At 34.8% G+C, this 26,673-nt stretch carries 18 protein-coding genes; 12 read left to right on the top strand and 6 right to left on the bottom strand.

The window, feature by feature from the left end:
• Positions 1-24: 24 nt before the first annotated feature.
• The 5 genes from sufB to G508_RS0102545 form a co-directional block, all read right to left on the bottom strand.
• Entirely contained in the window at positions 25-1,473 is a 1,449-nt protein-coding gene (gene sufB / locus G508_RS0102565) for a Fe-S cluster assembly protein SufB (RefSeq protein WP_026703854.1), read from the bottom strand.
• Positions 1,474-1,597: 124 nt separating this feature from the next.
• Entirely contained in the window at positions 1,598-1,900 is a 303-nt protein-coding gene (locus G508_RS18465) for a four helix bundle protein (RefSeq protein ID WP_051197405.1), read from the bottom strand.
• A 104-nt stretch (positions 1,901-2,004) separates the two neighbouring features.
• The gene (locus G508_RS0102555; RefSeq protein ID WP_026703853.1) at positions 2,005-2,334 is read right to left on the bottom strand and encodes a HesB/IscA family protein; all 330 of its coding nucleotides are present in this window, start codon (positions 2,332-2,334) and stop codon (positions 2,005-2,007) included.
• Positions 2,335-2,489: 155 nt separating this feature from the next.
• The gene (locus G508_RS0102550; protein ID WP_026703852.1) at positions 2,490-2,783 is read right to left on the bottom strand and encodes a hypothetical protein; all 294 of its coding nucleotides are present in this window, start codon (positions 2,781-2,783) and stop codon (positions 2,490-2,492) included.
• 2 nt (positions 2,784-2,785) lie between these two features.
• Positions 2,786-4,849 carry a hypothetical protein gene (locus G508_RS0102545; RefSeq protein WP_026703851.1) on the bottom strand — a complete coding sequence of 688 codons (2,064 nt, stop codon included), beginning with the start codon at positions 4,847-4,849 and terminating at the stop codon, positions 2,786-2,788.
• 199 nt (positions 4,850-5,048) lie between these two features.
• On the opposite strand from G508_RS0102545, the gene G508_RS0102540 reads away from it, so the two are divergent.
• The 5 genes from G508_RS0102540 (at position 5,049) to G508_RS0102520 (ending at position 12,759) form a co-directional block, all read left to right on the top strand.
• Positions 5,049-5,906: an MBL fold metallo-hydrolase gene (locus G508_RS0102540; protein ID WP_026703850.1), complete on the top strand. Its 858-nt coding sequence runs from the start codon at positions 5,049-5,051 to the stop codon at positions 5,904-5,906.
• 268 nt (positions 5,907-6,174) lie between these two features.
• Positions 6,175-6,603, top strand: coding sequence for a MarR family winged helix-turn-helix transcriptional regulator (locus G508_RS0102535; RefSeq protein WP_026703849.1), 429 nt, complete (start codon positions 6,175-6,177; stop codon positions 6,601-6,603).
• A 69-nt stretch (positions 6,604-6,672) separates the two neighbouring features.
• Positions 6,673-9,117 carry a TonB-dependent receptor gene (locus G508_RS18460; protein ID WP_084625903.1) on the top strand — a complete coding sequence of 815 codons (2,445 nt, stop codon included), beginning with the start codon at positions 6,673-6,675 and terminating at the stop codon, positions 9,115-9,117.
• A 107-nt stretch (positions 9,118-9,224) separates the two neighbouring features.
• Entirely contained in the window at positions 9,225-10,826 is a 1,602-nt protein-coding gene (locus G508_RS0102525) for a S8 family peptidase (protein WP_026703848.1), read from the top strand.
• 58 nt (positions 10,827-10,884) lie between these two features.
• A complete protein-coding gene (locus G508_RS0102520; protein WP_026703847.1) occupies positions 10,885-12,759 on the top strand; it encodes a M1 family metallopeptidase in 1,875 nt (624 codons plus the stop codon).
• Positions 12,760-13,146: 387 nt separating this feature from the next.
• On the opposite strand, the gene G508_RS0102515 is transcribed toward G508_RS0102520, so the two are convergent.
• Positions 13,147-13,845, bottom strand: a complete 699-nt coding sequence (locus tag G508_RS0102515) for a S24 family peptidase (RefSeq protein ID WP_026703846.1) — start codon at positions 13,843-13,845, stop codon at positions 13,147-13,149.
• 260 nt (positions 13,846-14,105) lie between these two features.
• On the opposite strand from G508_RS0102515, the gene G508_RS0102510 reads away from it, so the two are divergent.
• The 7 genes from G508_RS0102510 to G508_RS0102480 all read left to right on the top strand — a co-directional run bounded on the left by G508_RS0102510 (position 14,106) and on the right by G508_RS0102480 (position 26,638).
• Positions 14,106-16,658, top strand: coding sequence for a hypothetical protein (locus tag G508_RS0102510; protein ID WP_026703845.1), 2,553 nt, complete (start codon positions 14,106-14,108; stop codon positions 16,656-16,658).
• Between the two features lie 6 nt (positions 16,659-16,664).
• Entirely contained in the window at positions 16,665-17,027 is a 363-nt protein-coding gene (locus tag G508_RS0102505) for a hypothetical protein (RefSeq protein WP_026703844.1), read from the top strand.
• A gap of 218 nt (positions 17,028-17,245) precedes the next feature.
• Positions 17,246-17,884, top strand: a complete 639-nt coding sequence (locus tag G508_RS0102500) for a hypothetical protein (RefSeq protein WP_026703843.1) — start codon at positions 17,246-17,248, stop codon at positions 17,882-17,884.
• Entirely contained in the window at positions 17,877-18,386 is a 510-nt protein-coding gene (locus tag G508_RS0102495) for a hypothetical protein (protein WP_026703842.1), read from the top strand. The genes G508_RS0102500 and G508_RS0102495 overlap by 8 nt, the downstream gene beginning before the upstream one ends.
• Positions 18,387-18,467: 81 nt before the next feature.
• Positions 18,468-19,019, top strand: a complete 552-nt coding sequence (locus G508_RS0102490; RefSeq protein WP_026703841.1) for a hypothetical protein — start codon at positions 18,468-18,470, stop codon at positions 19,017-19,019.
• Between the two features lie 451 nt (positions 19,020-19,470).
• Entirely contained in the window at positions 19,471-23,748 is a 4,278-nt protein-coding gene (locus G508_RS19390) for a hypothetical protein (RefSeq protein ID WP_157485860.1), read from the top strand.
• A gap of 4 nt (positions 23,749-23,752) precedes the next feature.
• Positions 23,753-26,638 (top strand): LamG-like jellyroll fold domain-containing protein, encoded by a 2,886-nt coding sequence (locus G508_RS0102480; protein WP_169628009.1) that lies wholly within the window; start codon positions 23,753-23,755, stop codon positions 26,636-26,638.
• Positions 26,639-26,673 lie beyond the last annotated feature (35 nt).

Here is a 26,673-nt window from a genome sequence, read left to right as displayed (position 1 = left end):
TGTGTTTTATAAAGTCTTTAAAGATTAACCTACGGAACCTTCAAGAGAAATTTCTAATAATTTTTGTGCTTCAACTGCAAATTCCATTGGAAGCTTATTCAAAACTTCTTTACTGAAACCGTTTACAATTAATGCAATCGCTTTTTCAGTTGGAATTCCCCTTTGGTTGCAATAGAAAACTTGGTCTTCGCCAATTTTACTTGTCGTAGCTTCGTGTTCTATTTTTGCAGAAGGATTTTTTGATTCGATGTAAGGAAAAGTGTGTGCTCCACAATTATTTCCCATCAAAAGCGAATCACACTGTGAAAAGTTTCTCGCATTATCGGCTCTTGAACTGATTTGCACCAATCCACGGTAGCTGTTTTGCGATTTTCCGGCAGAAATACCTTTTGAAATAATCGTTGATTTGGTGTTTTTTCCAAGATGAATCATCTTAGTTCCCGTATCCGCTTGCTGGAAATTATTGGTTACGGCAATCGAATAAAATTCGCCAACCGAATTATCTCCTTTCAAAACGCAAGAAGGATATTTCCACGTTACGGCTGAACCAGTTTCTACCTGTGTCCAAGAAATTTTTGCGTTTTTCTCACATAAACCTCTCTTTGTCACAAAGTTATACACTCCGCCTTTTCCTTCTTTATTTCCTGGAAACCAGTTTTGAACCGTTGAATATTTAATTTCGGCATCATCCAAAGCGATTAATTCTACAACTGCGGCATGCAATTGGTTTTCATCACGAGATGGAGCCGTACATCCTTCTAGATACGAAACATAACTTCCTTCATCAGCAATCACAAGCGTTCTTTCGAATTGCCCTGTTCCTGCCTGATTGATTCGGAAGTAGGTTGAAAGTTCCATCGGACAACGAACGCCTTTTGGAATATAACAGAAACTCCCGTCAGAGAAAACAGCTGAATTCAGTGCTGCATAGAAATTATCTTTCTGTGGTACTACTGTTCCTAAATATTTTTTGACTAATTCTGGATGTTCTTTTATCGCTTCGGAAATCGGACAGAAAATAATTCCTTTTTCGGCCAACGTCTTTTTGAAAGTTGTGGCTACAGAAACTGAATCGACCACAATATCCATTGCGACATTGTTCATCATTTTCTGTTCATCGACAGAGATTCCTAGTTTTTTGTACATCGCCAAAAGTTCCGGATCAACATCATCCAAGGTTTTATTTGGATCTACTGATTTTGGTGCCGAATAGTAAGCAATAGCTTGAAAATCAGGTTTTTTATAATGAACATTCGCCCATTCTGGCTCAATCATTTGTTCCCAAGCACGGAAAGCTTCGATTCTCCAGTCGGTCATCCATTGTGGTTCTTCTTTTTTCAAAGAAATCGCACGAACGATGTCTTCATTTAAACCAATAGGAAACGTTTCCGATTCTATATTAGTATAAAATCCGTATTCGTATTCTTTATTTTCGAGCTCGATTTTTAAATCGTCTTCTGTGTATTTTGACATTCTAATTTAAAGATTAAAAGATTTAAAAATTTAAAGATTCCTTCAAATCGTTATCCTTTATTATTATCAATATTTTTTTTCAAGTAATTAATGAAATTTGAAAGATTCTGCGAAATCTCAATGCTCAAATCATAACTCGATTAATTTCCTGATTATTGCTAAAACCTAATTCTTTAGACAAAACCAACATATTTCTTACTTCTCCACAACTGCCTTTTGAAATTTTTAAAAACTTTACGAATTGCCTGTTGCTATTATATTCTGAACCTTCTGCGATATTGTTTGTAATCGAAAAAACGGCTCGCTTTATCTGACTTTTAAAATCGTACTCTTTCTCAAAAGTTGGATTTTTTAATAATTGATAAACTTGTTTAGTCAATAAAACACCTTTTTTATGAACTTCAAACTCTTCGAAAGATTTAGTCATATTTTTTTATTTAAAAATTGAATGATTTAAAGATTTGATATGGCGATTAGATATTTGTTGGTTTAGAATTTTTAAATCTTTAAATTCTTAAATCTTTAAATAATTTAAAGCGAGAATGATTCCCCACATCCACAAGTTCTACTTGCGTTTGGATTATTGAAAACAAATCCTTTTCCGTTTAATCCTCCTGAAAATTCAAGAATTGTTCCTGCTAGATACAAGAATGATTTCTTTTCAACGGCAATCTTTACATTATTATCTTCAAAAACCTTATCGTTTTCTCCTAGTTCTTTATCAAATTTCAATTCATAAGACAAGCCTGAACATCCACCGCTTTTTACGCCAACACGAACGTAATCTTTGGTAGCATCAAAGCCGTCTTCTTCCATCATATTGACGATTTTCTTGCTTGCAGAATCAGATACTTTTATCATAGTGATTTGTATTTAGTCTAATTAATTTGCAAAGATACGTCATAATTAGTTTTTTACATAATCGCTAACATTTTTCTAACTATGTTTGGATAGAAAAAGTTTATTTACGCATAAAAAAGGCTCAGCATTTTTGCCAAGCCTTTAAAACTAATTTATTATTTCTTAATTCTTTTGTTATACTCTTTCCAATCAAATTCAAATCCTAGGTTTTGAGTTACATACTCGAATATTTCATCAAATTTAGGCTCATTCGCTTTTGCAAAATCCAACCATTTTTTTGAAAATTCTGAATATTCATCAGCTAAAGCTTCACCTTGCGTACGCATTCCCTTATGGGTACTAGCTAGCCAATATCTTTTCTTTTCTTCTAGACTTAGTTTTGGATATTCCTCTGACCAGAATTTTTTTCTGTCATCTAATATCTTTTGTAAAAATTCTTTATTGTCCATATCTATTTTTGAATTATTGTTATTAAATAATTATCCTCTATTTTTTCTACACTTCTAATTTCAAAATTATTACCTCTGAAAAGTAATAATTCTTCTTTATCATATCCTCTAATTTTGATTCCATCTGCAAAGTCTGAGATTATTGGAGCATTTTTTACTTCTATTCTTAAAAAAACATTCTTATCAGGTTTGTTAAAAAATGCTGCTTTAGTATTACTGCCACATGAGACAAAATCTTCGTACTTAACCACTTTCCCCAACTCATGCAACTTTAAAAAATTCCCCAAGACATCTGGTCTGATTTCTAGTGCCCTAAAAGCTATCCCATTATATTTAGGCATTTTTGCTAATGCTTGAGTTAGAATTTCAGCTATTTCTTTTGTCTTATGAGCATTTATTCCTTGTCTTAACCAACTATTTAAGTCCCAATAAAAATAATTTGTTGTATAGCCCCATAAAGTTACTGCTTCAGTCTTACTCAAAGATGAATACTTTACCAACAATTGATCAATTTCGTTAAGAAATCTAAAATCATTTTCATTATGATACTTAACGAAATACTCTAAAATATCATCTTCCTTATTACCCATTTTTTTCAAAGCATTGATAAAATCTTTACCCAGTTCTTCTTTCATTACTTCTTGAGTAACTCGTGCAAACCTTCCTGATTTTACTAATACATTGTATTTTTCTCTTCCCTTACCTCCTCTCTTTGCTACATCATCAATCCATTCCGTAAATTTAGGCAAATATTGTCCTGATTTAGCAATACTTTTCACAATAACAATAAGACTTATGACAACATCAATCGCAAACACTAAATCTTCTCCAGAGTTATGCGCCACTTCATATATCGTTAAATTTGGATCCTTAAATCTTGCCTGTTCATACGCATTGATCATTTTTTCAATTTCCTTAGAAATTATATCGGGATATTTTAGATAAGCCTCTATAAATTCTTCAAGACCTTCTCTAAGTTGCAAGTAATCAAGTTCTAATTCTGCATCAGTTTTGGAAGCATTACTAAAAATAAGTTCCAGAATCAAGAAAACAATATCAAGCAATCCGCATATAAATTCTATCAATCCGTCAACAATTCCACACAAAAAAGCAAAACTGGCCTTTCCTTTTTCCCTCGCTTTGCTTAACAATTCAATTGTTTTCTCAATGCCTCTCTCTAATGCTTGCAAGAACACTATTGAAGTATTTGCGAAAATTGGTTTTTCTAATATCGAATAGCTTACTGTATTAATAACCTGTAATTTTTTCCTATAATCTGTAATTTCATATTTTACAAGATGTAGATTGTTTATTGCATCGTTTATACCGTTCTCAAAACTTTCACCTTTATATCGGTCAGATCTCAATGTTGGATCCCAATTTTCTCTGTCAATTTTCAGTCCCCTAATTTTTTGCGATAATTGATCCGAAATACTTGAAATTATCTCTGAAGGTGTAGACTTAATTATACCGCTATTTTTACTTAATCGATATTCAACTTCAAGCTTAAACGCATTTTCAAAGTCAATGGCTTTAGCAAAAGCTTCAATATTTTGCTCATACAATTGTTTGCTACAAGCAATAATAAAATCTTTATTTAAAAAAGTTTCGTTGATCATTTTATTGCTCATTTTTATGAGCAATACATTGCCGAAACTCACATTATAGTCTTTTTCAATGAAAATAATAAAATCTACTTTTTCATCAAACTTGCCTTCAGATTGCTCTAAAATGGCATCATACCTTTTATACTCATCTATGAGCGTCGATGCATTTGACGAGCTTTCTACTTTATACCTCCACAATCCAGAGTTATTCGGTTTATCCATTGTATGAAAAGTTGATTGCACTCCTTGGTCTCTATAAAACAAGCTATTCTCGCCAAAACGACTTTTTAAGGCCCTTTCGTTTGATCTTTCTTCAAAAGATTTATTTCCTATAGCATTTTCAAATAAATTTTCTTTTAATTGTTGCTTCTGAAATACTTTATCAAAATCTAAAAATTGTATTTCTTTGAGAAGCTCTTGACTTTCTTGGTCAAACTCTTCTAAAAAATTTGTTGTCATAATTCATTTATGTCTTTTTAAACATTTACATTTATTTCTTACGCGAAAAGAATTTCTAATTAGTGCACAAATATAAGATTAAAATATTTAATTGTTAGATTTATTTCTACTAATTTATTTAAATTTAGTTGATTTATTTCTTTTAATCTGTAAATTCTAAAAATCTTACTTTTACTGGAAACTTATTAAATAATAAAAAATGAAACTATATCCCATTGAAGCTGGCAATTTTAAACTCGACGGAGGTGCTATGTTTGGCGTGGTTCCAAAGACGATTTGGCACAAAACCAATCCGGCTGATGAAAACAACCTTATCGATATTGCTGCAAGATGCCTTTTGATTGAAGATGGAAATCGCCTGATTTTGATTGATACCGGAATGGGCGACAAACAATCGGAGAAATTTTTTGGTTATTATTCGCTTTGGGGAAACCATTCGATTGATGCTTCTTTGGCAAAATATGGTTTCAATAGAGATGATATTACCGATGTTTTTATGACACATTTGCACTTCGATCATTGTGGAGGAAGTGTTCAGTGGAACAAAGACAGGACTGGATATGAAGTTGCTTTTAAAAATGCTAAATTCTGGACCAACGACAATCATTGGGATTGGGCAACGAAACCAAATCCGAGAGAGAAAGCGTCATTTTTGACTGAAAATATAATTCCGATGCAAGAAAGCGGTCAGCTTAATTTTATCAGAAGACCTGAAGGTGATTTTGGTGTGTCGGAAGAATTGGGATTTGGAATTTTTTATGTTGACGGTCACACCGAAAAAATGATGATTCCGAAGATTCAATATCACGACAAAACTATTTGTTTTATGGCCGATTTGTTACCAACTGCGGGACATTTGCCTTTGCCATACGTGATGGGATATGATACTCGTCCGCTTTTGACAATGCCTGAAAAAGCGAAATTCTTGACGGAAGCTGCAGATAACAATTACTATTTATGGTTGGAACACGACGCTCATAATCAAATCATCACGGTTGAAAATACGGAGAAAGGTGTTCGCTTGAAAGAAGTTTTTTCTTGTGAAGAGATTTTGTAATTCCACTAAAGTATATTGAATTCACTATAGCCATAGCCCGGATAGAAGTGGAAAGCCTCGAGATTACAAAAGCTTATTTTTCCTGACGCAAAAGAGCGACCAACGGAAGCTCCTTTTGTGGTATTGGAAAAATTGCTTTTGTAACGAGAGCTTGAAACGGATAGCCGGAATAGCTTCTTATAAAAAATTAAAATTTGTGTTAAATATTTATTTGATATATCAAATATTGATAAATCATTTATACTTTTGGTTTAAATTAATTCACGAAATGGAAAAACTCAAAGACATTACTTTTTATACGATGGACAAGGCGATTAGAACGTATAGGAATTTTGCTCAGAAGAAACTCAAGGAAAACGGCTATAAAATCACGATTGACCAATGGCTCATCATCAAGGCTATCTTGGAAAATCCGGGAATTTCGCAACAGGAATTGGGTGAGAAAGTTTTTAAGGACAATGCTTCGGTGACGCGAATCATTGAACTTTTGGTAAAATCGGATTATCTGGAACGCGAAGTGAACCAAAACGACAGGCGAAAATCGAATTTGAAAGTGACCACTGAGGGAAAATCAATTATCGACAAAGTGCAAACGTTGGTTTTGGAAAACAGGAAAACGGCCTTGACGGGAATTTCTTTTGAGGATTTGGAAATTATGAATCGGACATTGAAAACAATTATAGAAAATTGTCATTAAAAACAAAATCAATCATCACACGAGCGTCAGCGAAATGGCGAAGCAATCATCAATCAAAAACGAACAATCATGATACGAATTATTTTAATTTTTATGCTGTTTTGCCTTTCGGCGATGACTTCCATTGTGTTTGGACAAACCTTGGAAGTTGAGAAAAACACGATTTCGGGAACAGTTCTGTCGGAAAATAATACCGCTGTCGCGGATGCTTTACTTTCACTGATAAACCCAATGGACAACAGTTTGGTTAAAACCGAAACAGCTGACTTGGAAGGAAAATTTGTTTTTGAAAATGTTTTGAACGGAACTTATTTCATTAAGATTTCGGAAAACGGCACTACAAAATATGTTGGAAAACCTTTTGAAGTGAATGGAAATTTGAACTTGAACGGAATAATTTTAACTTCTGAAATACAGCAACTTGACGAAGTGGTCATTACAAAAGTGAAACCCTATATCGAGCGGAAAGATGGCGTGATGATTCTGAATGTGGAAAGTTCGATTGGTGCCACAGGTTCTTCGGCATTTGAGGTTTTGGAAAAAGCTCCTGGCGTGAATGTTGACAATAACGACAACATCAGCCTTCGGGGAAAAGGTGGTATCTTGGTTCAGATTGATGGAAAGGCGGTACAAATGTCAGGCACAAATTTGGCGAATTATCTTCGTGGAATTCCGTCGGGAAATGTGGAGAAAATTGAATTTATTACCAATCCAGGTTCAAAATATGACGCTTCAGGTTCGGCCATCATCAATATAAAAATGAAAAAAGACAAGCGTAAAGGCACAAACGGAAGTATTTCCACCGCTTATGGACAAGGGAAATATCCGAAAAGCAATAGCAATTTCAGCTTGAACCATCGAAATAAAGACGTGAATATTTTTGGGAATTATAGTTTTGCCTATCGCGAAGGTTTTAACGAATTGCTTCTGGACCGAAAGTTTTATGACGAAGGCGTTTTTACAGGAGCTTATGACCAAGATAATTACTTGAAGATGAATTTCAGAAATCATATCGGGCGAGTTGGTGCCGATTTTTATGCCAGCGAAAAACATACTTTTGGAATTGTGGCAAATGCAGTCAGTAATAAATTTGATCCGACAGGAAAAAATATTTCGGATGTTTATGATGCCTCGAATTCGAAAGTTTCACGCTTTGAAACCAATAACAATTCAAAGGATAACTGGCACAATCATTCGCTAAACCTCAACCATAAATTTGTGATTGACACTTTGGGAACGGAACTAACGACAGATTTTGATTATGCGAATTATGGTAATAAAACCGAACAGAATTTCACCACCCGCTATTTTGATTTGAACAATTCGGAATTTCAAAATCCCTATTTGTTGTATGGCGATATTGCAGGAGATTTGAATATATATGCCTTGAAATCGGATTTTGTGATGACTCTGAAAAATAAAATCAAACTGGAAACCGGACTAAAATCGAGTTATGTTAAAGCCGATAATAACCTGAAATTCTTTGACATTAGTACAGGAATTCCGGTTTTTGACGCAACTAAAAGCAATCATTTTATTTATACCGAAAACATCAATGCGGTTTATTTGAATGGTTCAAAAACCTTCGGGAAATGGAATACTTATTTGGGTTTCAGAATTGAAAACACAAATATTACGGGAGAACAGTTAGTTGATAATACTTCTTTCAAGAACAATTATACCCAACTTTTTCCGAGTGCTTTTGTGAGTTATACTTTTAACGAGAAGAACAGCTTGGAATTCAATTACAGCCGAAGAATTTCACGTCCGAGTTATGATCAGTTGAATCCTTTTAAATTCTTTTTGGATCCGACGACTTACAAGGAAGGAAATCCATATTTGAAACCCCAAACGACCCATTCTTTTGAAATCACGCATGTTTTCAATCAGAAAATATATTCTACCTTGAACTTTTCGAGAACAACCGATAATATTACCGAAGTAATTGCTCCATCAGAAAACGACCAGCAATTGACGGTTCAAACCAATAAAAATCTGAATACTGCCGATATTTATGGTTTGTTTGTGATGATGCCTTTGGAAATTACAAAATGGTGGTCGAACAACAATAGCTTGAATTTTTATTATGGTTCGTATTCTGGAACGGTTGCCAACACGACTTTGGAAAACCAAGGAAATTTTACCTTCAATTGTAATTCGGTCAACAGCTTTAAACTTGGAAAAGGCTATTCTGCTGAATTGACCGGAAATTATCGAGCTCGAGAAGTATATGCTTTTATGGATGTAGATCCGATTTGGTTTGTGAACATCGGTTTTCAGAAGAAGTTCAAGAACAGCACTTTGAAATTGGCGGTAAACGATATTTTTTATACTAACAAAACAACAGCCGATACCGAGTTTAAAGATTATAGAGAAAGCTTCAAGGTTCGAAGAGATGTTCGTGTGGCTACATTATCTTACACTTATAACTTTGGAAGCGGACAAAATATGCAACGAAGAAGAGCAGGCGGAGCTGATGACATCAAACAAAGGGCTGGTTCGGCAAACGGATAATTCATTCTTTAATTTTGAAAGAATCGTAAATTATTGTTAATTGCATCCATAATTGTAACAAACTAAAAGTATTTTTGACAAATCAATTAAATTTCAAATATTTAAAAATGAAAATAGTAAAATTATCCTATTTATCTCTCGTAGTTGCTTTAGCATTAACGGGTTGTGGTACCTCGAAAGTGGTTACCTATAATGTTGACAAGCTTCCGCTAAAGAATGCTAAATTAACAGATGACCAATTAAAAAGATGGAGTCATGCTGATATTCTTTTGGACACGGTTCCAGGAATGAGTGTTGATAGAGCTTATGCAGAATTGTTGAAAGGCAAAAAAGGCGTGAAAGTAATTGTTGGTATCGTAGATTCTGGTGTTGATATTGAGCACGAAGATTTAAATACTGTAATTTGGACCAATGCAAAAGAAATTCCTGGAAACGGAATTGATGATGACAAAAACGGTTACATTGATGATATTCACGGATGGAATTTCCTCGGGGACATCACCAAAGAACGTTTGGAATATGAAAGAATCGCAATGGATAAAACCTTGACCGATGAAGCTACTTATTTGAAAGCCAAAGGGATGGTGGATAAAAAATTAGCAGAATCTTCTGAGGCAAAAACTCAAATCGAGCAAACTTTGACGGTTGTGAATGCATCAGATGATGTATTGAAAAAACACCTAAACAAGAATGTTTATACTGTTGAAGAGGTAAATGCCATTTCTTCTACAGATGCATCAATCGTTCAAGCTCAAAAAGTGATGAAACAAATGCTTTCTTATGGCTTGCCAGTGGAAGATTTGAAAAAAGAAATTCAAAAAGAACTTGATGATGTAACCTCTTATGAGACACACATCAATAAAAATTACAGAACCGTTTTAGGCGATAATCCAAGAGATATCAACGACAAAAAATACGGAAATAATAACGTGATTGGTCCAGATAAAGACGAAGCGCTTCACGGAACTCACGTTGCTGGAATCGTAGCTCAAGGTAGAAACAACAATCTTGGGGGCGACGGTGTAGCTTCAAATAATGTAGAAATCCTTACTGTTCGTGCCGTTCCAGACGGAGATGAATATGACAAAGACATCGCATTAGGAATTCGTTATGCTGTTGATAATGGTGCAAAAGTGATCAATGGAAGTTTCGGAAAATCATTTTCTCCACAAAAACAATGGGTTTTTGAAGCTATAAAATATGCCGAAAGCAAAGACGTTTTAATCGTTCATGCTGCAGGAAATGATGCAAAAGATATTGATGTAGAAGACAATTATCCAAATGATTCTGAAGATAAAGTAACTGAAATTGCTGATAATCTAATCACAATTGGAGCTTTAAATTTCCAATATGGAACTAATGTTGTGGCTAATTTCTCTAACTATGGAGCTATAAATGTTGACGTTTTTGCACCTGGAGTTCAAATCTATGCTACAACTCCAAAAAATGAATACAAATATCTAGCTGGAACGTCTATGGCTGCTCCAAATGCTGCTGGAGTTGCTGCTTTAATTCGTTCTTACTATCCAGATTTAACAGCAAGCCAAGTGAAAAAAATCTTGATGGAATCAGGAACAAAAATCAATACTGATGTTCAAGTTGGTGGACCAAAAGGTGACAAAAAACCTTTTGCTTCTTTATCAAAATCAGGACGAATTGTAAATGCTTACACCGCTTTGCAAATGGCTGAAAAAATGTCAAAAAAATAAATTTTATCCAATATTCACTAACGGAAGGTTCACGCCTTCCGTTTTTATTTATAGCTGTATGAAAAAAATCCTTTTACTTTCAATTTTTTCTATTGGTTTTGGAAATTTATCAGCCCAAAACACTTCCTATTGGCAACAACAAGCCGATTATAAAATGGAACTGTCGATGGACGTGAAAACCTATCAATATAAAGGAAAACAAGAACTGGTTTACACCAATAATTCGCCGGATACTTTAACGAGAGTATTTTTTCATTTGTATAACAATGCATTCCAACCGGGAAGCGAAATGGATGCCCGAATCAAATCGATTGCTGATCCAGATAAACGAATGATCAAATCCTTTAAAGTTGCCGATAAAGAAACTAAAGAAAGTCGCATCAGTACTTTAAAACCTAATGAAATTGGCTATTTAAAAATCTTGAATTTCAAGCAAGATGGGATTTCGGCAAATACAAAGACGATCGGAACTATTCTCGAAGTGAAGTTGGCCAAGCCGATTTTACCAAAGCAAAAAACGACATTCACTTTAGATTTTGACGGACAAGTTCCTGTTCAAATTCGTCGTTCTGGTAGGAATAATTCCGAAGGTGTTGAACTTTCTATGACGCAATGGTATCCAAAGCTAGCCGAATATGATTTCGAAGGTTGGCATGCTGATCCTTACATTGGTCGTGAATTTTATGGCGTTTGGGGAAATTTTGACGTGAAAATTACGATTGATAAAGACTACACTATTGGAGGTTCTGGCTATTTGCAAAACCCAAACGAAATTGGTCATGGTTATGAAGATAAAGGAGTTACCGTTAAACATGACAAAAAAACCAAAAACCTAACGTGGCATTTTCTAGCTCCAAATGTGCATGATTTCACTTGGGCTGCAGATAAAGAATATATTCATGACACGGCTCAAGTTCCTGGTGGTGCAAAGTTGCATTTCTTTTACAAAAACAATCCTGATATACTTCAGAATTGGAAAAATTTGCAACCAAAAGCCGTTCAGCTAATGGAATTTTTCAATCAAAATGTTGGAAAATATCCTTATGAACAATACTCCATCATTCAAGGTGGCGATGGCGGAATGGAATATGCAATGTGTACTTTGATCAGCGGAAACGGTAGTTTTGCAGGACTCTTTGGCGTTACAGCTCATGAAATGGCTCACTCATGGTTCCAATTTCTTTTGGCAACAAACGAAAGCAAACATTACTGGATGGACGAAGGTTTTACCTCTTTCATCTCCGATCTTGCCGAAAATGCTCTTGCCGAAAAGCCAAGCGAAAATCCGCTTCAAGGATCCTATAATGGCTATTATTTTATGGTAAACTCCGGAAAAGAGTTGCCACAAACTACACATGCAGATCGTCATGATGTGAACCAAGTATATAGTATCTCGGCTTATAGCAAAGGAAGTGTGTTTTTGAGCCAATTAGGTTATGTAATTGGAAATGAAAATCTGATGAAAACCTTGAGAAGATATTATGCAGAATTCATGTTTAAACATCCAACTCCAAATGATTTTATTCGCGTGGCGGAAAAAGTTTCGGGTGCCGAATTGGACTGGTATTTGACCGATTGGACACAAACCACCAACACTATCGACTACAGCATAAAGGAAGTGAAAGAAAGCGGAGCTAACACCACTGTAACTTTGGAACGAATTGGAAGAATGCCAATGCCTATCGATATTTTGGTTGAATATAATGATGGCACGGTTGAAACTTTCTATATTCCATTAAGAATGATGTTTGCCCAAAAAGAAAACCCATATCCTCAAATCAAGAGAACCGTTCTTGCTGATTGGGCTTGGGCCTTCCCTACCTATGAATTGACGATTAATAAGAATAAAAGCGATATTAAAACCATCCTGATTGACCCAAGCCAGATGATGGCTGATGTAAAACAGGAAAATAATGTTTATTCTACGAAATAAATTTAAACTTTTTTAAGTTCCAGAAGACTGCTTTTTCACTTGAAGAAGCAGTCTTTTTTATTTTTTTAGAACCTTATATCTTTCTAAAAAACAATTATTTAAACTACCATCACAAATTTTCCACTCGGATGTCACGCAATTTCCTTTTCAAAAAATTGTAGTTATGGTATCTTTTTTCACCTTCGTGCTATAAAATAAAAGTAGGGTTTATGGCGGTTGAAAGGTTTTAAACCAATCATAGTAATAGTTTAAATAGTCAATTAACTTTAGAAAAAAAACAAATAACAAAATTCGGAACTTATAAATTTCATAAAGATAGTTTATTGTTAATCAAACCAATTGCGTTATTATCCCGGAACGAAAGTTTCGGGTTTTTTTTTGTAAATTTTAGTGCATTGCATTAATACGAATACTCGCTTTTATCAACGCTAAGGCTTTAATTTTAGAGAGCTCTACGTCTTTGTCCTGATGGTGCTTGTTTTGGCTTACAAGCCTTACAAAACCTTCCTTTTCAGCTTTTTGAATATATTTTACCGTAATATATTCTTCACCGCTCATATCAATACTCAAAAGATACATTTCGCCCCAAAAGATCTCGTTCTTGATGTCATGGATTTCCTTGTATAAAACAATATCCCCGCTTTTTAGAAGTGGATACATACTATCACCTGTTACATAAACGGCTCCATCACACTTAGGCAAATGTGGAATAGAAATGTGATCAATTGGCTGCTGTGCTTTCGAATCCTGAAACAGCGGAACCAACCCAGCCACTGCTTCAATATCATACAAAGGAATATGCTGACTTTCTATAGCATTATCACTCTTCAAGCGAAAAGTTTCAATACTTCTATTCTTCAAAAGATCTTCGTTATTAACAAGCATTTCTCCTTGCCCTGTTAGCAACCAATTCGGATTGATATCAGTATAAACGTTCATGATGTTCTCCAAAACATTCGAGCCTATGCTCTTTCCTTCCTTTACCGCTTTGGAAATACTTCCTCTACTCGCTCCTAAGCTATTTTCAAAAGCATAATAGCTTATGCTTTTTCGCTCAATGTATTGTCCTACTCTTTCAGAAACCATAACTAACGTATTTTATTATTGCAAAAATAGGAATAAAATCTGAAAAACCAAGACATTAGCTTATTTTAGTCTGTGTTTTAAATATTTTATAAGCTTTTTTTCTTATTTTATGTTTTATATAAGCTTTTTTTCTTTTATATTTGCACTGTAATTAAAAGAAAAGTCTATTAAACTTACTAATCATCCGGATAATTTAGAAAGAATAATACTTTTTTAGAAGAAAATATTACAACCTTTTAATTAACTTTTAAAAAATAATTATGAATGATTTAGATGAATTAATACAATTTTTAAGGCTCAATAGGCGACGAGAAGAGAACTTAGAAGGCGACGAAACAAATGTAGTTATGGCAACTGTTTTGGATACTGGCCAAGAAATAGACATAGACAAGATTAGTTTTGAGAATTTGGACACCTACAAACGCCTTACCAATATTTTCGAAAATTTTAATGCAACAAAAATTTACTATACTCAAAGCGATTTTGATCGAAAATATTATGTAAAGCAGCCCATTTACCAAAACAATGGTTACAACTTTGTAAATGTTGATACTGGCCTTGCCGAACAAATCAGTGAAGATATCCTGTCCTTTATTGATATTGAATATGCTTTTAATCAATATGTCTTTGACAGAACAAGAAAAAAAGTGCTTCTTATTGCTCAAGAATTGGAGACGGTAAACGTTTTTAGTGATGCTATCGTTTTTAAACCTGAAAATTTGGATGTCTCCACGGGAACTTACATTTATACTTTTGACGACCATAAAACACTATTTGGAACTATATCAAGTGCTATTTTAAATCCACTTTTAAGCCTCATACAGCTAAGTGATCGAGAAGTAGATTTGTATAAATCAGACACAACGGGCTCTATGTATCTTATTCCTAGGATTGGATACAGCAAAGGAAAATACACTATCACTTATTTATATACCAAAAGCAAAAAAAACTTTTCTCGAAGCATTGCACAAGAGGATATCGCACTCCATTTAGAATTTAATTTTGTAGGTGCCTTTATTTCTTTTTTAAATGAAACCATACTATTAGAACCTAACTTTAATTATCTGGACGATGAAGCAAGCGACAGGAGACTAGATTTTGTAGATGAATTCGAAAAGCTGATTGTCTTGCCCTTGGAACGAAATATTATAAGCAACTCCAGCGGAAATTATAAAGATGCCATAACCGTGTTGTATTACTTGGGCGACGATATTTTATTTTCATTAAGCCAGGATACGCTTTGGAAAGTTGTGGATGAGGCCATAAAAAACGATACCCTTGTAAACCACAGTAGAGCAGCCGAAGAAAACATTGTACTCAAACTGATAAAGTTTATAGCCGAAAGGGAACGTAACAAGGACAATTTTCTAATAAAACTATTAGAAAAAACAAGCCACGACCAGATGAGTTATCTCCACTTTTTATACGATCGAATAGATGGAGACAATAGTACAAACTTTGTCAAGATCATCCACAAAACATGGATGCTGTCTAGCTTTAGGGAAATTGATCCGGAGAAGAGTAAAATAATTACAAATGACAGCCCTGTGATTCTTGATTATCGCTCGGATAAAACATTAGGTTTTCATACCGACAATGCAACTATAGATTGGAAAACCACTAACATAAATGTAGCTTTAACTGTTGGGACAGGCGTTTATCAAACCTCACAAACCAAGGATGGCCAAGGAGGTACAGAAACCAAAACCGAAGAAGTGATGGAGACTTTCCAATACAGCTATCATCCCTTTTCGCCAATAGCCATCATAAATGCCGACAATCCTACTTTTATATTTAAAGACCCTGAACAGGAAGGCCAGCCCTATATGCTTTTACCCGCGTTTGTTTTGTATGCAAGAGAAAAAAGTGCTTTTTGGCAAAACTGGTTAACGGTTGCAGAATATACTGTTGATATCCTAACCACGCTTTCGGGTTTTGGAAATATTATAAAAGTAGGAAGGCTGTATAAAATATTGGAAGCTGGAAAAACAATTGCCGGAAAGACACAAATTTTCACTAAAATTGTAACGGGTGTAAAAGGTGTAGCTGGTGTAGCCGAAATATCTTCAGGGTCTGTTAATATCCTGCTTAAACTAACAAATGCAAATGATACAGAATTAGGTAGAGAAATATCAAAATATCTGTTTTATTTTGAGATGATTGCTTTATCTGGAGAGCTTTCTCTAGCTTTGTATGAGAAGATGCAGAAGAGTGCCAGCAAAATTTTAGCAAAGAAAGAAGTGCTAAAAGAAAGTGCTAAAAATACTGATGAAGCCAAGCAGCTAGACGAGCTTGTTGAGGAGTTGAGAAAAATGGCAGATAATAGATTTAAACAATTGAATTCGATAGCCGATCCTGTAGCTGATATTTTAGGCGCGGCATATAAGTCACATCCGGAAAGATTAAGAAAAATTTTAGCTTATGTAGAATCGAAAGGAGGAGAAGTCATTTACAAATTAGAAGAAGCTTTGGGTTATTCTCCAGGATTGTCAAAAGGACAACCTGGCCAGATACATATCCATAAAGAAGCCTCTATATCAGCATGGGAACATGAGCTCAAGCATTTTTTAGATGATGAAGTAGCCGGCTTTATGGGAATGAGAGCGTTAGGAGATACCAATTTCAGAGTCAGAAGTGAATTTAATGCTTATAAAACTGAAATTGATTTTGTGAAGAAATTAAAACACAAGGATGAAATTGAGGTAATTAGACAATTAAAATTAAATTTCAAAAATGAATTAGAATATTTAACAGGTAGAGGTAAAATAACAGATTCTGATCTAGTCAGAGAAATAGAAAATTTTTTAAAATAATAAAATATGGAACATATACTTGATTTGAAAAAAGAGATTGATGAATTATCCGATGATTCATTAATAAAAAGGTTTAATCAAAAGCCCGTAAATGAAGGAGAATTTAATTATTATCCTGTTTTTGCAAAAAGAATAAAGAAATATAAGAAGCTTTTGTTTGAAGAGTTAATATCTGAAAGAAATGTAAAAATTGAATTTAGAACATTTAAACCATCATGGTATATTGCAATTTCTATATTAGATTATTGTGAGGATGAAAAAATAATAAGTGAAATGATACAACATATAAAAAATCATTGGGACAAAGATGATTATAATGATTTTGCACATTATATTTCTAAAGAAGAAAGATTTAAGAAGTATTTTTAATGCATATTAACCACCTTCGGGTGGTTTTTTCATTTGGATAAGAAGAATTACTCTCGTTATCAGGCGAGCTTACACTTGCAATTCATACAGGTTTAAAGAATAGCGCCAAGAAACTTGTAGAAAAACCCGAAGATCTTGCCAACCTGGAAAAACAACTTGATGATTTAGTAGGGGAGGGAAAAGTTGCCAGAAACGAAGCGGATGATCTTCTAGTTCATTTGGATGAGATAGCTGAAATTTCTGAAGCAGCAGGCTCTATAAAATATTTGCTACAGGCAAAACATTTAGACAATTTTGGAAGTTTAAAACAAGTTTCTAAATTTGAAGAAGAAGTAAGGGAATTAAGTTATGAGGTGGCTAGATTTTTTGATGAGGCCGGAAGAGCTATCTCAAAGTCTATTACCCAAAAAAGCAGGAACTCTGTTGGATTTAAATTAGGAGAAATAGATGATATAGTAAAAACATCAGGTAAAGATTCTAGAAGCATAATTCTTTCGCATAATCATCCTACTTCTACCGGAATTAGTGCTGATGATATAAAAATAGTGATAAATAATAAATTAGGCGGAATTAGGGCTGTAGCCAAAGACGGGTCCAATTATATGTTAAAAAATATTGGAAAAATGACAAGAGACGATTTCACAAAACTGACCTCAAAAATAGCAGAAAGAGTAAGGCAAAAATATCCTAAACTCGCTAAAAAAGGAAGTAGAAAAGGAAGTAGAAAAGACACACTCGGAAGACCGCTACATAAGGCCAGTAGCAAAAAATTGGCTCAAACGCTAACCGATGAATTGGTTGAAGAGTTAATTAATTTAAAACAAGTAGAATATATAAAATCCAATAATTATGGATAAGAATACAGTAAACATAGACCACTTATACAATCCTGCACGATTTGGAGTAGGACAGATGTATGAAGATGTTTTTGAAGGCATCGAACTTCAAAATAAATTTTATGACGATCAAGTCGTCCTGTCAAAATACATAAACACCTGCAAGTTAGAGGATGCTATTTTTCTAGTTATAAAAGCTTACAAAGACAAATACCCAACCAGTTATTTTGCCGAAGTATATGAAAATGGACACAGAGACCCTTTATGCCCTTTAAGAACTGATACAAAAATAGAATGGGTAATCGATAAGGAAACAAAAGATTATGACAAAGTTTTGTTCACCTTCAAAGAACCCCAGGATATGTCATTATTAACGGCTACCGTAGAAGAAGTTTTAGCCAAGAATTCATTCTACAAGCAGGGAAATAAATATATTGTAAATAACAGTCCAATAGAAAGCATAGAGTTTTCGACAAAAGAATTAGCAATTAATTTAGATATCAAGAAAGCCATTCGATATTAATTTCAATAAAAAGCTACTTTAACAAGTAGCTTTTTTTATGTTATTACAGTTGGTTACCATCACTTTTCGCCAATAGCGATTATGAATGCCGACAATCCTACTTTTATATTTAAAGACCCTGAACAACAAAATAAACCCTATACACTTTTACCAGCCTTTGTTTTGTATGCAAGAGAAGAAAGTGCGTTCTGGCAAAACTGGTTAACGGTTGCAGAATATACGGTTGATATTCTGACCACGCTTTCGGGTTTTGGAAATATTATAAAAGTAGGAAGGCTGTATAAAATATTGGAAGCTGGAAAAACAATTGCTGGAAAGACACAAATTTTCACTAAAATTGTAACAGGTGTAAAAGGAGTAGCCGGTGTAGCCGAAATATCTTCAGGGTCTGTTAATATCCTGCTTACACTAACAAATGCAAATGATATAGAATTAGGCAGAGAAATATCAAAATATTTCTTTTATTTTGAGATGATTGCATTATCTGGAGAGCTTTCTCTAGCTTTGTATGAAAAAGGACAGCTTAGTGCAAGGAAAATTATTGCCAAAGAAAAAGTTCTTAAAGAATCTTCCGAAAATGCAGATGAGACTACATGCTGGCTAGTTATCAAACCATTATTTACAATCATATAGATTTTGATTTATTAAAAAACCACCTGAAAAAGGTGGTTTTTTTATGCCCGTTTTTTCAACGTTACAATGAATTCCCGCTTTATAATAATAACAACACGAAAAATATTTTCTTATACTACAAAAATTAGAATCTCTTTATATTATAAAAATACCATTTATTTCAATTAAGCGTGCTGAGTATTAGTTTTTTTTCTAATTATTATTTTATTTTCAGAGAGAATATCTGTGATACTTTTATATTATACTCTATTAATCAAATAGTTAAAACAAAATAAAAAACATTAGAAAAAAATAATATATTTTATTTTATTGTTAGATTTATTTCCAATATATTTGCATTGTAATTAATTGATAAGGTCAAATTTCTGATAGCTAATCCGGAAAGTGAATTTGAAAAGGTGTTTTATTTTCTAATTACAAAGAAATTAATCTAATAAATAAAATTTAAAAAATGAGTACAGAAATTAAAAACACGCTCTTTCGATTTGTTTCCATGAGGGCTCCTGAATTGTCAAACGATATTGAACAAAACATCCGGTTTATTCTTAGGCCTTCAATCTCAAGTGAGTTTTCAAGCGTGACAGGAAAAACCAATAAACAAGAAGCTTTTAAGGAATTAATAAGCGACATCGAATTCGGTTTTGAACCTCAAACAAAGGAAAACTTAAAAATGCTACTTCATAATGACATTTATCTTTTCTCCATTTGGCTGGCTAAAAACAAAATTGGATATACAAAAACAGAACTCGCTACAAAAATTGCTATTGCAAAAGCAACGCCACTCCCAATTGAAAACCTTTTAAATGATAAAAAAACAATCTTATGGGATAACATTTTTTACCAAGTTGTCACTCATAAGGATTTCTACGCAAAAGAACTTGCAATGCAATTATTACATGCCCTTCACGTAATTGAAAACTACGAGGAAGGCAACCATGCCAAAAATGCTTTGTTAATGAAGGCCCGTGTGGTTTTACCAAAGGAGTTTTTTGTTGATGAAGTTGACGAAGAAACGAATACTACCTTCTCCACCCTTTCTACTGAGCCAAGAATTGCCTTGCTACCCAACCGTATCATGCAGAAACAGCATGTGATTACTTATACAGAGGATGAAAACGAGAAACTGGAAAAACTAAAAGGTGAATTAAAAAAAGTTCATAATCAATATCTGCTCGATTATGCAGAGGCCCTAAAAGCCGCACAAGAGCAATATCAAGAGGACATTAAACCTGATCTGGATGTACATAAATTAGCCGTAAAAGAATCTTTACAAAACTGGTGCTCTATCAGGAATTCCCCATTGGAATATAACCCTAAAGATCCTTGCAATGTTCCTCCTGTTATTCCAGAACCTGATTTAGCACCTTTTAATTTTTCTTTCACTAATGAAATGGATATAACATATCTTGCCAATAGTGGAAAAATATCAGAAGAAAGCCTTCAATTATTGGAAACCTTAACGGATCGGAGTAACCTTCAAGCTAGAGGTCCTATTGTTGCTGGATTAAATTTTGAGAAAAGAAGCTTTCTGGAAGATACCGATAGTTTTGACAAAACTTTTGCCAGTATCGATTCCCTTATGACCAACAACAGGAATCTTATTGTCGAAAACACCGAGATTACAGCAAATAAAAAGCTGAGTCTGGGAGGGGTTTTAATACCATTATCTAACCACAATGTCATTGTCAATCCTTTTGAATATGAACTTTCTGCGAATACACTTATAGATGGCGAACAAAAAGCAATGCTTTCGTTTGAAGTGCCTGATAGTTCATGGGAAATGGAAAGTTTTTCTTATACGTTCGATAAAGGACCCGAAACATTTACAAACGTGATTTCACAGTCGAACAAGATTGGAAACCATATCGTCTTGAGCTCACTTCCGCTTGGAAATGTAAAAGCAAACGAAGAAATCACCGGAGCATTCAATGGAGAAATTAGATTTTTAAACGGAAGAAAAAAAGACATTGTCATTGGAAACTTAAACTTGGGTAATGTTCTAATTGGTCAACTTACAAATGATGTAGAAGTTGGCGTAGAAGATGGAAATGACGGATTTGTTCCTGCAGGATTCGGAATGAAACAATTAGGAATTGCCGACTATAAAAGAGTCGAACAATCTGTTCATTGCTATGTTGAAGGAGAAGTGGCCCATATCGAGAACATCATGGCGCGTGAATACAAAGAGAAATCCACTCGGAGATTACGCAAAAGCGAGAATACTACAACCTCATCTTCTGAATCTGAAAGAGAAAAATTGACAGATACAACTTCTACAGAACGCTATGATATGCAAAGCGAAGTAGCAAGAGTTATCCAACAAAGTAATGATTTTTCTGCAGGAACACAGTTTTCAGCCGACATGGGGAAACTTCAATTGAGCGGAGGCGCTAATTTTGCCACCCACAATTCCAAAGAGGACAGTACACGCCAATCTGTTACTCAGGCTAGGGAAATTACCGAAAAAGCTTTAGACAGAATTGTTAACAAAGTAAAGGAAGAACGTATCGAAAAAATTGTTGAAGAATACGAAGAAAACAACAAGCATGGTTTTGACAATACCCAAGGCGACAAGCATGTTGTTGGCGTTTACAGATGGGTAGATAAATTGTATAAAAACAAAGTCGTGAACTACGGAAAACGATTAATGTTTGAGTTTATGATTCCTCAACCAGGAAAATTGCACACTTTAGGGATGAAGGAAGGACTCGACAGTGAATCTACCGAACTGGAAATGCCACAAGATCCTAGGACCTATCAAAAAGATTTGACCTCATTTACAGCTAGTCTGATAAAGAAATCAAACCTCTTTGTAAACAGTCTGAATTTAAAAGACTACTCCAAAGTTAATGCTGATACAGCGAAATATTGGGCTTCAAAATATAATGTTGAAATTTCTCCATGTCCAAAAAAAGAAATTACCATTGGAAAAGCATTTTCCTATGTAACTACAGAAACAAATGGAAACGAATGGGATGAAACTGCAGCAGGAAGTGAAGATGTAGAAATCCCAGAAGGGTATATAACAACAAGTGCTTCAGCTGAATGGTACAATAGTGATGAAACTGGTGTGGGTTCGTGTGTTATTGTTGGGAGAAATAAATATTCGCAGAACAGTGCAAAAAATATTTCTCTTCCGTCTCCAGGTAAAAACCTTGCAAAAGGATATATTGGTAAAATTCCGGTTTCCTATTCTGCACTAGGATATCATTCTGGGAACGTCAATGTTGAAATAGCTTGTGAATTAACACCCGAAGCTATCCAAAAATGGCAACAAGAAACATTCAAAGCCATAATTGATGCCTACGAAGATGCTTTGGCAGCTTACAAAGAAAAGCTAGAAGCCGAAAAGCAAAAAGCAATTACAATCAAAGGTACGAATCCAGGTTTTTACCGTCAAATTGAAAACACGATCTTACGTAAAAACTGTATTTCGTATATGATTGACAGAAGACCTGGTGCCAAAAAAACATATGGTTTGAACATGGCTAGCGGTAATAGTTTTACAAATTATGAAGTAAATCTGAATCAAAACCTTGATAATTATGCTGCTTTTGTAAAATTCATGGAGCAGGCTTTCGAATGGGATTTGATGTCCTATAATTTATATCCTTTTTATTGGGGAAGCAAGACCGACTGGGCGTCGTTGTATCAATATGATGAATCAAACGACCCTTTATTCCGCAACTTTATGCAAAGTGGTATGGCCAGAGTAGTTGCTACGGTTCGTCCAGGTTTTGAAGAAGCCGTTCGCTACTTTTTGCAAACAGGAAAAATCTGGAATGGTGGCGAAGTACCATTGATCCACGACGAATTGTTCCTTTCAATTGTTGAAGAACTAGATGAGCAAGAAGGAAAACAAGAAGGGAAAGCTTGGATCACACGACTACCAACTTCGCTTACAATTTTGCAAGCAGACAGTATTGGTCTAACTGTAGTGAAAGCACTTCCTTGCAATTGTGATGATGAAATCAATGATGAAACCTATGAAAACCCGGAAGAAGCTTTGTGTTCAAGTGAAATTACGCAAGACGTGGGTCAAACGTTGGCTGGATCATCTTCTGGAAAAGCACAAAACAACATTACCAGAGTAGTTAGAGTGGCCTACAATAGCGAAGGAACAAATGTTCAAACTCAAGTATTGAACGCCATTAACACTGGCCTTCCTTACCCTGTAAGATTTACCATTCTAGAAGACGAAGATTATATTATTACAGCATCACCACAATTTTCTCCATCTGTAGTAGGCTATGTAACTCCTGTCTTTAAGTACAAGGTAGTCAATCTTGGCAAGAACAAAACAGGCGAACATTATGGCTTTGAAGGAATTCCGTTAACTGCTGAAAATCTGGAATTAATCTATTCTAACGAAGCGGCAGTAAACGATTATCTGAATGCTCCTCATACACAACTTGTGGACTTGGGTTGGGATATTACAGGAACTACAATTTCTGATTTCATTAACTCCCTTGAAGAGCCTTTTGAACTTCAAAAACAAGAAGACGGCTATGTCATTGTCAAAGTGACGGATAATGAAACACCAAAAACTTATCTCTTTACAGGTCAAGGTGGTTCTTATGGTGCAAATATGATAATAGCTCAAGAAACAGATTTTCTACTACTCCGAGGCGATGCTGAAAATAGTACTTCTGCCATAATTTCAACATTACCACCAAGTGGTATTCCAGCAGAAGGTCAAGAGTGGGTAATTTATAATGATAATATTTAAGAACATGAGAAATGATAATGGCTTTATAGGGGTAGATAACGAATATAAACCTATTTTAAACAGACATATTGCTGTTAGTGGTGAATGGAAAGAGCAACAATTTAAATTTGTAGGTAAAAACGGCTATTGGAGGATGATTTATACTGAAGATCCTATATACTATGACGAAGAATTCTATATCTCTCATTTACAAGGCTACACACTTGAAAGAGAAAACCAACTAGATATATATGGTGATAAACTCACCCAATCCCTATACCCCTTCCCAAGAGTTGGGGGGTATTGGGAATTATCAAGAAACTTTTCTGATATTTTCGAGAACTTTATAAACGGAAGTGGTGTTGGAGGGCTGATAGGAGGGGCTTTCGACAATCTTGTAGGCTTCAGACCGACCAATTCTGGAGATTATTTCCAATTACCAGAAAATATAAATTCAGGCTTAAATGCTTTAGGCTTAATTGGAGCGAGCGGAACAAATAACTTTGTACTGTCAACATGGTTTTTTCCAAATGTTGGGTATACAAATCAAAAATTACCCCTATTCTCCTATGGAAACACAAATACTGGATTAGAAATTTATATAGAAGGAACGACCCTCCATTATACAACTTTCAATAACAATGTAGCAAATATGCAAACGCTTACCATTCCTAATTTAACGATTGGAAAATGGCATAAACTTGTGATCGTAAGAACGCTAGGTAATTTAAATAAAATATACCTAAGCACAGACAGCAACTCAACGCCGTTGCTAAATGGAGCATCAATAACCATTACAACACCATCTGTCGCAGCTCCTTTGCCAATAAGGATTGGAGCCGATATAGATTTAGTATCCAATAATCTTTTCGCTTACAGAAATGTATATGGATTAGGAAATGCTTCCATCAGTAACACTAATATCAACAGGCTTTTATACAGAGAGCAACCTGTTGTTGTCCTTAAAGAAAAAACAACAGCAACAGAAAGCATTGTACCGCAAGAATGGATTTCACTTTTCACTGATAAAAAAATTAGCATTACCATACCTCCTGATTTTCAGTATGGTCAATATGACCTCTTTATCAGAAACAGTGAGGGTAAGGAATCTTTCAAATTTCCGGTCTTGATTAAAGCTATAGAGCTAAAAGAAGAACCTTTTTTTGATGATTTTTCAGACCCTATGACATTATCCAAAAATTATTATTTACTCAACAGAGCATGGGGAGGTGCAAATGGTGGTGTTGTACCAGAAAACATTTCTGTTGCAAATGGCGAACTCATCATTAAAGCAAATGGAGACAATTATACAGGTAATATCGTAGGCGTTGACAAAGATGGAAACAAAAAATTCCATACTCATGCTAATGATCCAAAACTTGGGCTGCCTTGGAAAAATCGGGTGGGTGGTTGTTTAGTATTCAATAAAAAAACAGGTTTTGGATCCTATGAACTTGATGTGAAAATTCCAAATGTGCTGGGTGTTTGCTCAGCTATGTGGACCTTTTTCTACAATGAAATATATCCAACAGATCCTAGATACAACCATTTTCTGAATTCAGACTATTCTGAAATCTATCATAATGTTGCAAGGTTTAGCTTTAACAACCAAACCTTACCCCTACAATACAATAGTTCCAATGGAAATGCCTCTATCTCTATCAACGAGCCAAGTTCTACCTCCAGGGTTAATGGCGTTGGAGATTTAAATATCAACTCCGTTAACGATGGAGCCATGAGATACAGCGGCTCTAGTTTAAATCCTTTTACTCTAAACAATCTAGCCTATCAGATTTCAAGTGATAGCCCTTTCACGATAGGATTTTGGCTAAAAGTAGAATCAGAGGCCTACACTCCTGGAAGAGTAAATGGACTTGTTAGATTAGGATCGGGAGTAAACTCTGTAGGGGTGGATCTAGTATATGTAGGCTCAAATGCAACCCCATCATTAAGGTTTGCATGGAGAACCTCAACCAACACTATGTTGACTACAGACGCAAATTTTGGATTAAATCTAGGCAATTGGGAATACGTTACCATGACTTATGATGGTGTCAATGACATTAAATGCTATTTAAATGGGGTTTTGAAACAAACCCTGAGTAAACCAACAGGAGTCTTTACTCCACAAAACACTTGGCAAATATTCAACAGAAACACAATCACAGGTACAGCCAATGTAACTAACAGGACAATGTCTATTGACGAACTAATTATTAGTGACACGCAATTTACAGCCGGCCAAATCAATTCGCTAATAAGTGAGCCTGGCACTTTTGTTACATTTAACGACAATGGCGAAGGAATGCACCAGCAAGGAACACTTGAGGATGGTTTTTACACAACAAGGAACCATGAAATCGACATTGAAATCCCGAGCCATCTCGATGGAGGAGTTTTAGCACAGCCAAGTCTCGAAAATATAAAATGCAATACTTGGCGAGGCGAAACCCAAAACTGGGATGTCAATATCGGAGACGGCAAGTATTGGGAAGAATATCGCGACAACCTAACTCCAGCTGGGGTGAATTTTGGAGATGGTGCCTATCATAAACTTCGGTTTGATTGGTATCCCGATAAGGTTGAATTTTATGTAGATGATGTTTTAGTACAAACAAACACCAACACACAAGCCGGGAAAACCATTCCAGATATACCAGGTGCATTTACTTTCGGAATGTGGTTTCCCTCAGCACCCAAACCAGAAGAACCTTGGCTTGTAAACAAAACCAAAGCTTGGGCGGGTGGCATAGTTGATACTCAAACCGATAGCATGATAGCTGATTTTGATACCGTCGAAATGAGAGTAAAGAGTTTTAAGTTTAACCCTTTTATTGAGGAACTTGCAAACCAAAGAATTTTGGCAGAAACCTATCCTTTCGGAGGCTACAGAATCAATAAAAACTATTAAAAGCCTCAGTTAACCATTTTACAAACCCCCAATCA

The organism is Flavobacterium soli DSM 19725 (assembly GCF_000422705.1).
In the GTDB taxonomy this organism is placed as follows: domain Bacteria; phylum Bacteroidota; class Bacteroidia; order Flavobacteriales; family Flavobacteriaceae; genus Flavobacterium; species Flavobacterium soli.
Note: the sequence above shows the minus strand (reverse complement) of the source record. Positions and strands in the feature narration are given on the sequence as shown.

Coding starts and splice junctions, on each gene's coding strand:
- sufB (WP_026703854.1), bottom strand. CDS start 1,473: ATGTCAAAATACACAGAAGACGATTTAAAAATCGAGCTCGAAAATAAA.
- G508_RS18465 (WP_051197405.1), bottom strand. CDS start 1,900: ATGACTAAATCTTTCGAAGAGTTTGAAGTTCATAAAAAAGGTGTTTTA.
- G508_RS0102555 (WP_026703853.1), bottom strand. CDS start 2,334: ATGATAAAAGTATCTGATTCTGCAAGCAAGAAAATCGTCAATATGATG.
- G508_RS0102550 (WP_026703852.1), bottom strand. CDS start 2,783: ATGGACAATAAAGAATTTTTACAAAAGATATTAGATGACAGAAAAAAA.
- G508_RS0102545 (WP_026703851.1), bottom strand. CDS start 4,849: ATGACAACAAATTTTTTAGAAGAGTTTGACCAAGAAAGTCAAGAGCTT.
- G508_RS0102540 (WP_026703850.1), top strand. CDS start 5,049: ATGAAACTATATCCCATTGAAGCTGGCAATTTTAAACTCGACGGAGGT.
- G508_RS0102535 (WP_026703849.1), top strand. CDS start 6,175: ATGGAAAAACTCAAAGACATTACTTTTTATACGATGGACAAGGCGATT.
- G508_RS18460 (WP_084625903.1), top strand. CDS start 6,673: ATGATACGAATTATTTTAATTTTTATGCTGTTTTGCCTTTCGGCGATG.
- G508_RS0102525 (WP_026703848.1), top strand. CDS start 9,225: ATGAAAATAGTAAAATTATCCTATTTATCTCTCGTAGTTGCTTTAGCA.
- G508_RS0102520 (WP_026703847.1), top strand. CDS start 10,885: ATGAAAAAAATCCTTTTACTTTCAATTTTTTCTATTGGTTTTGGAAAT.
- G508_RS0102515 (WP_026703846.1), bottom strand. CDS start 13,845: ATGGTTTCTGAAAGAGTAGGACAATACATTGAGCGAAAAAGCATAAGC.
- G508_RS0102510 (WP_026703845.1), top strand. CDS start 14,106: ATGAATGATTTAGATGAATTAATACAATTTTTAAGGCTCAATAGGCGA.
- G508_RS0102505 (WP_026703844.1), top strand. CDS start 16,665: ATGGAACATATACTTGATTTGAAAAAAGAGATTGATGAATTATCCGAT.
- G508_RS0102495 (WP_026703842.1), top strand. CDS start 17,877: ATGGATAAGAATACAGTAAACATAGACCACTTATACAATCCTGCACGA.
- G508_RS0102490 (WP_026703841.1), top strand. CDS start 18,468: ATGAATGCCGACAATCCTACTTTTATATTTAAAGACCCTGAACAACAA.
- G508_RS19390 (WP_157485860.1), top strand. CDS start 19,471: ATGAGTACAGAAATTAAAAACACGCTCTTTCGATTTGTTTCCATGAGG.
- G508_RS0102480 (WP_169628009.1), top strand. CDS start 23,753: ATGAGAAATGATAATGGCTTTATAGGGGTAGATAACGAATATAAACCT.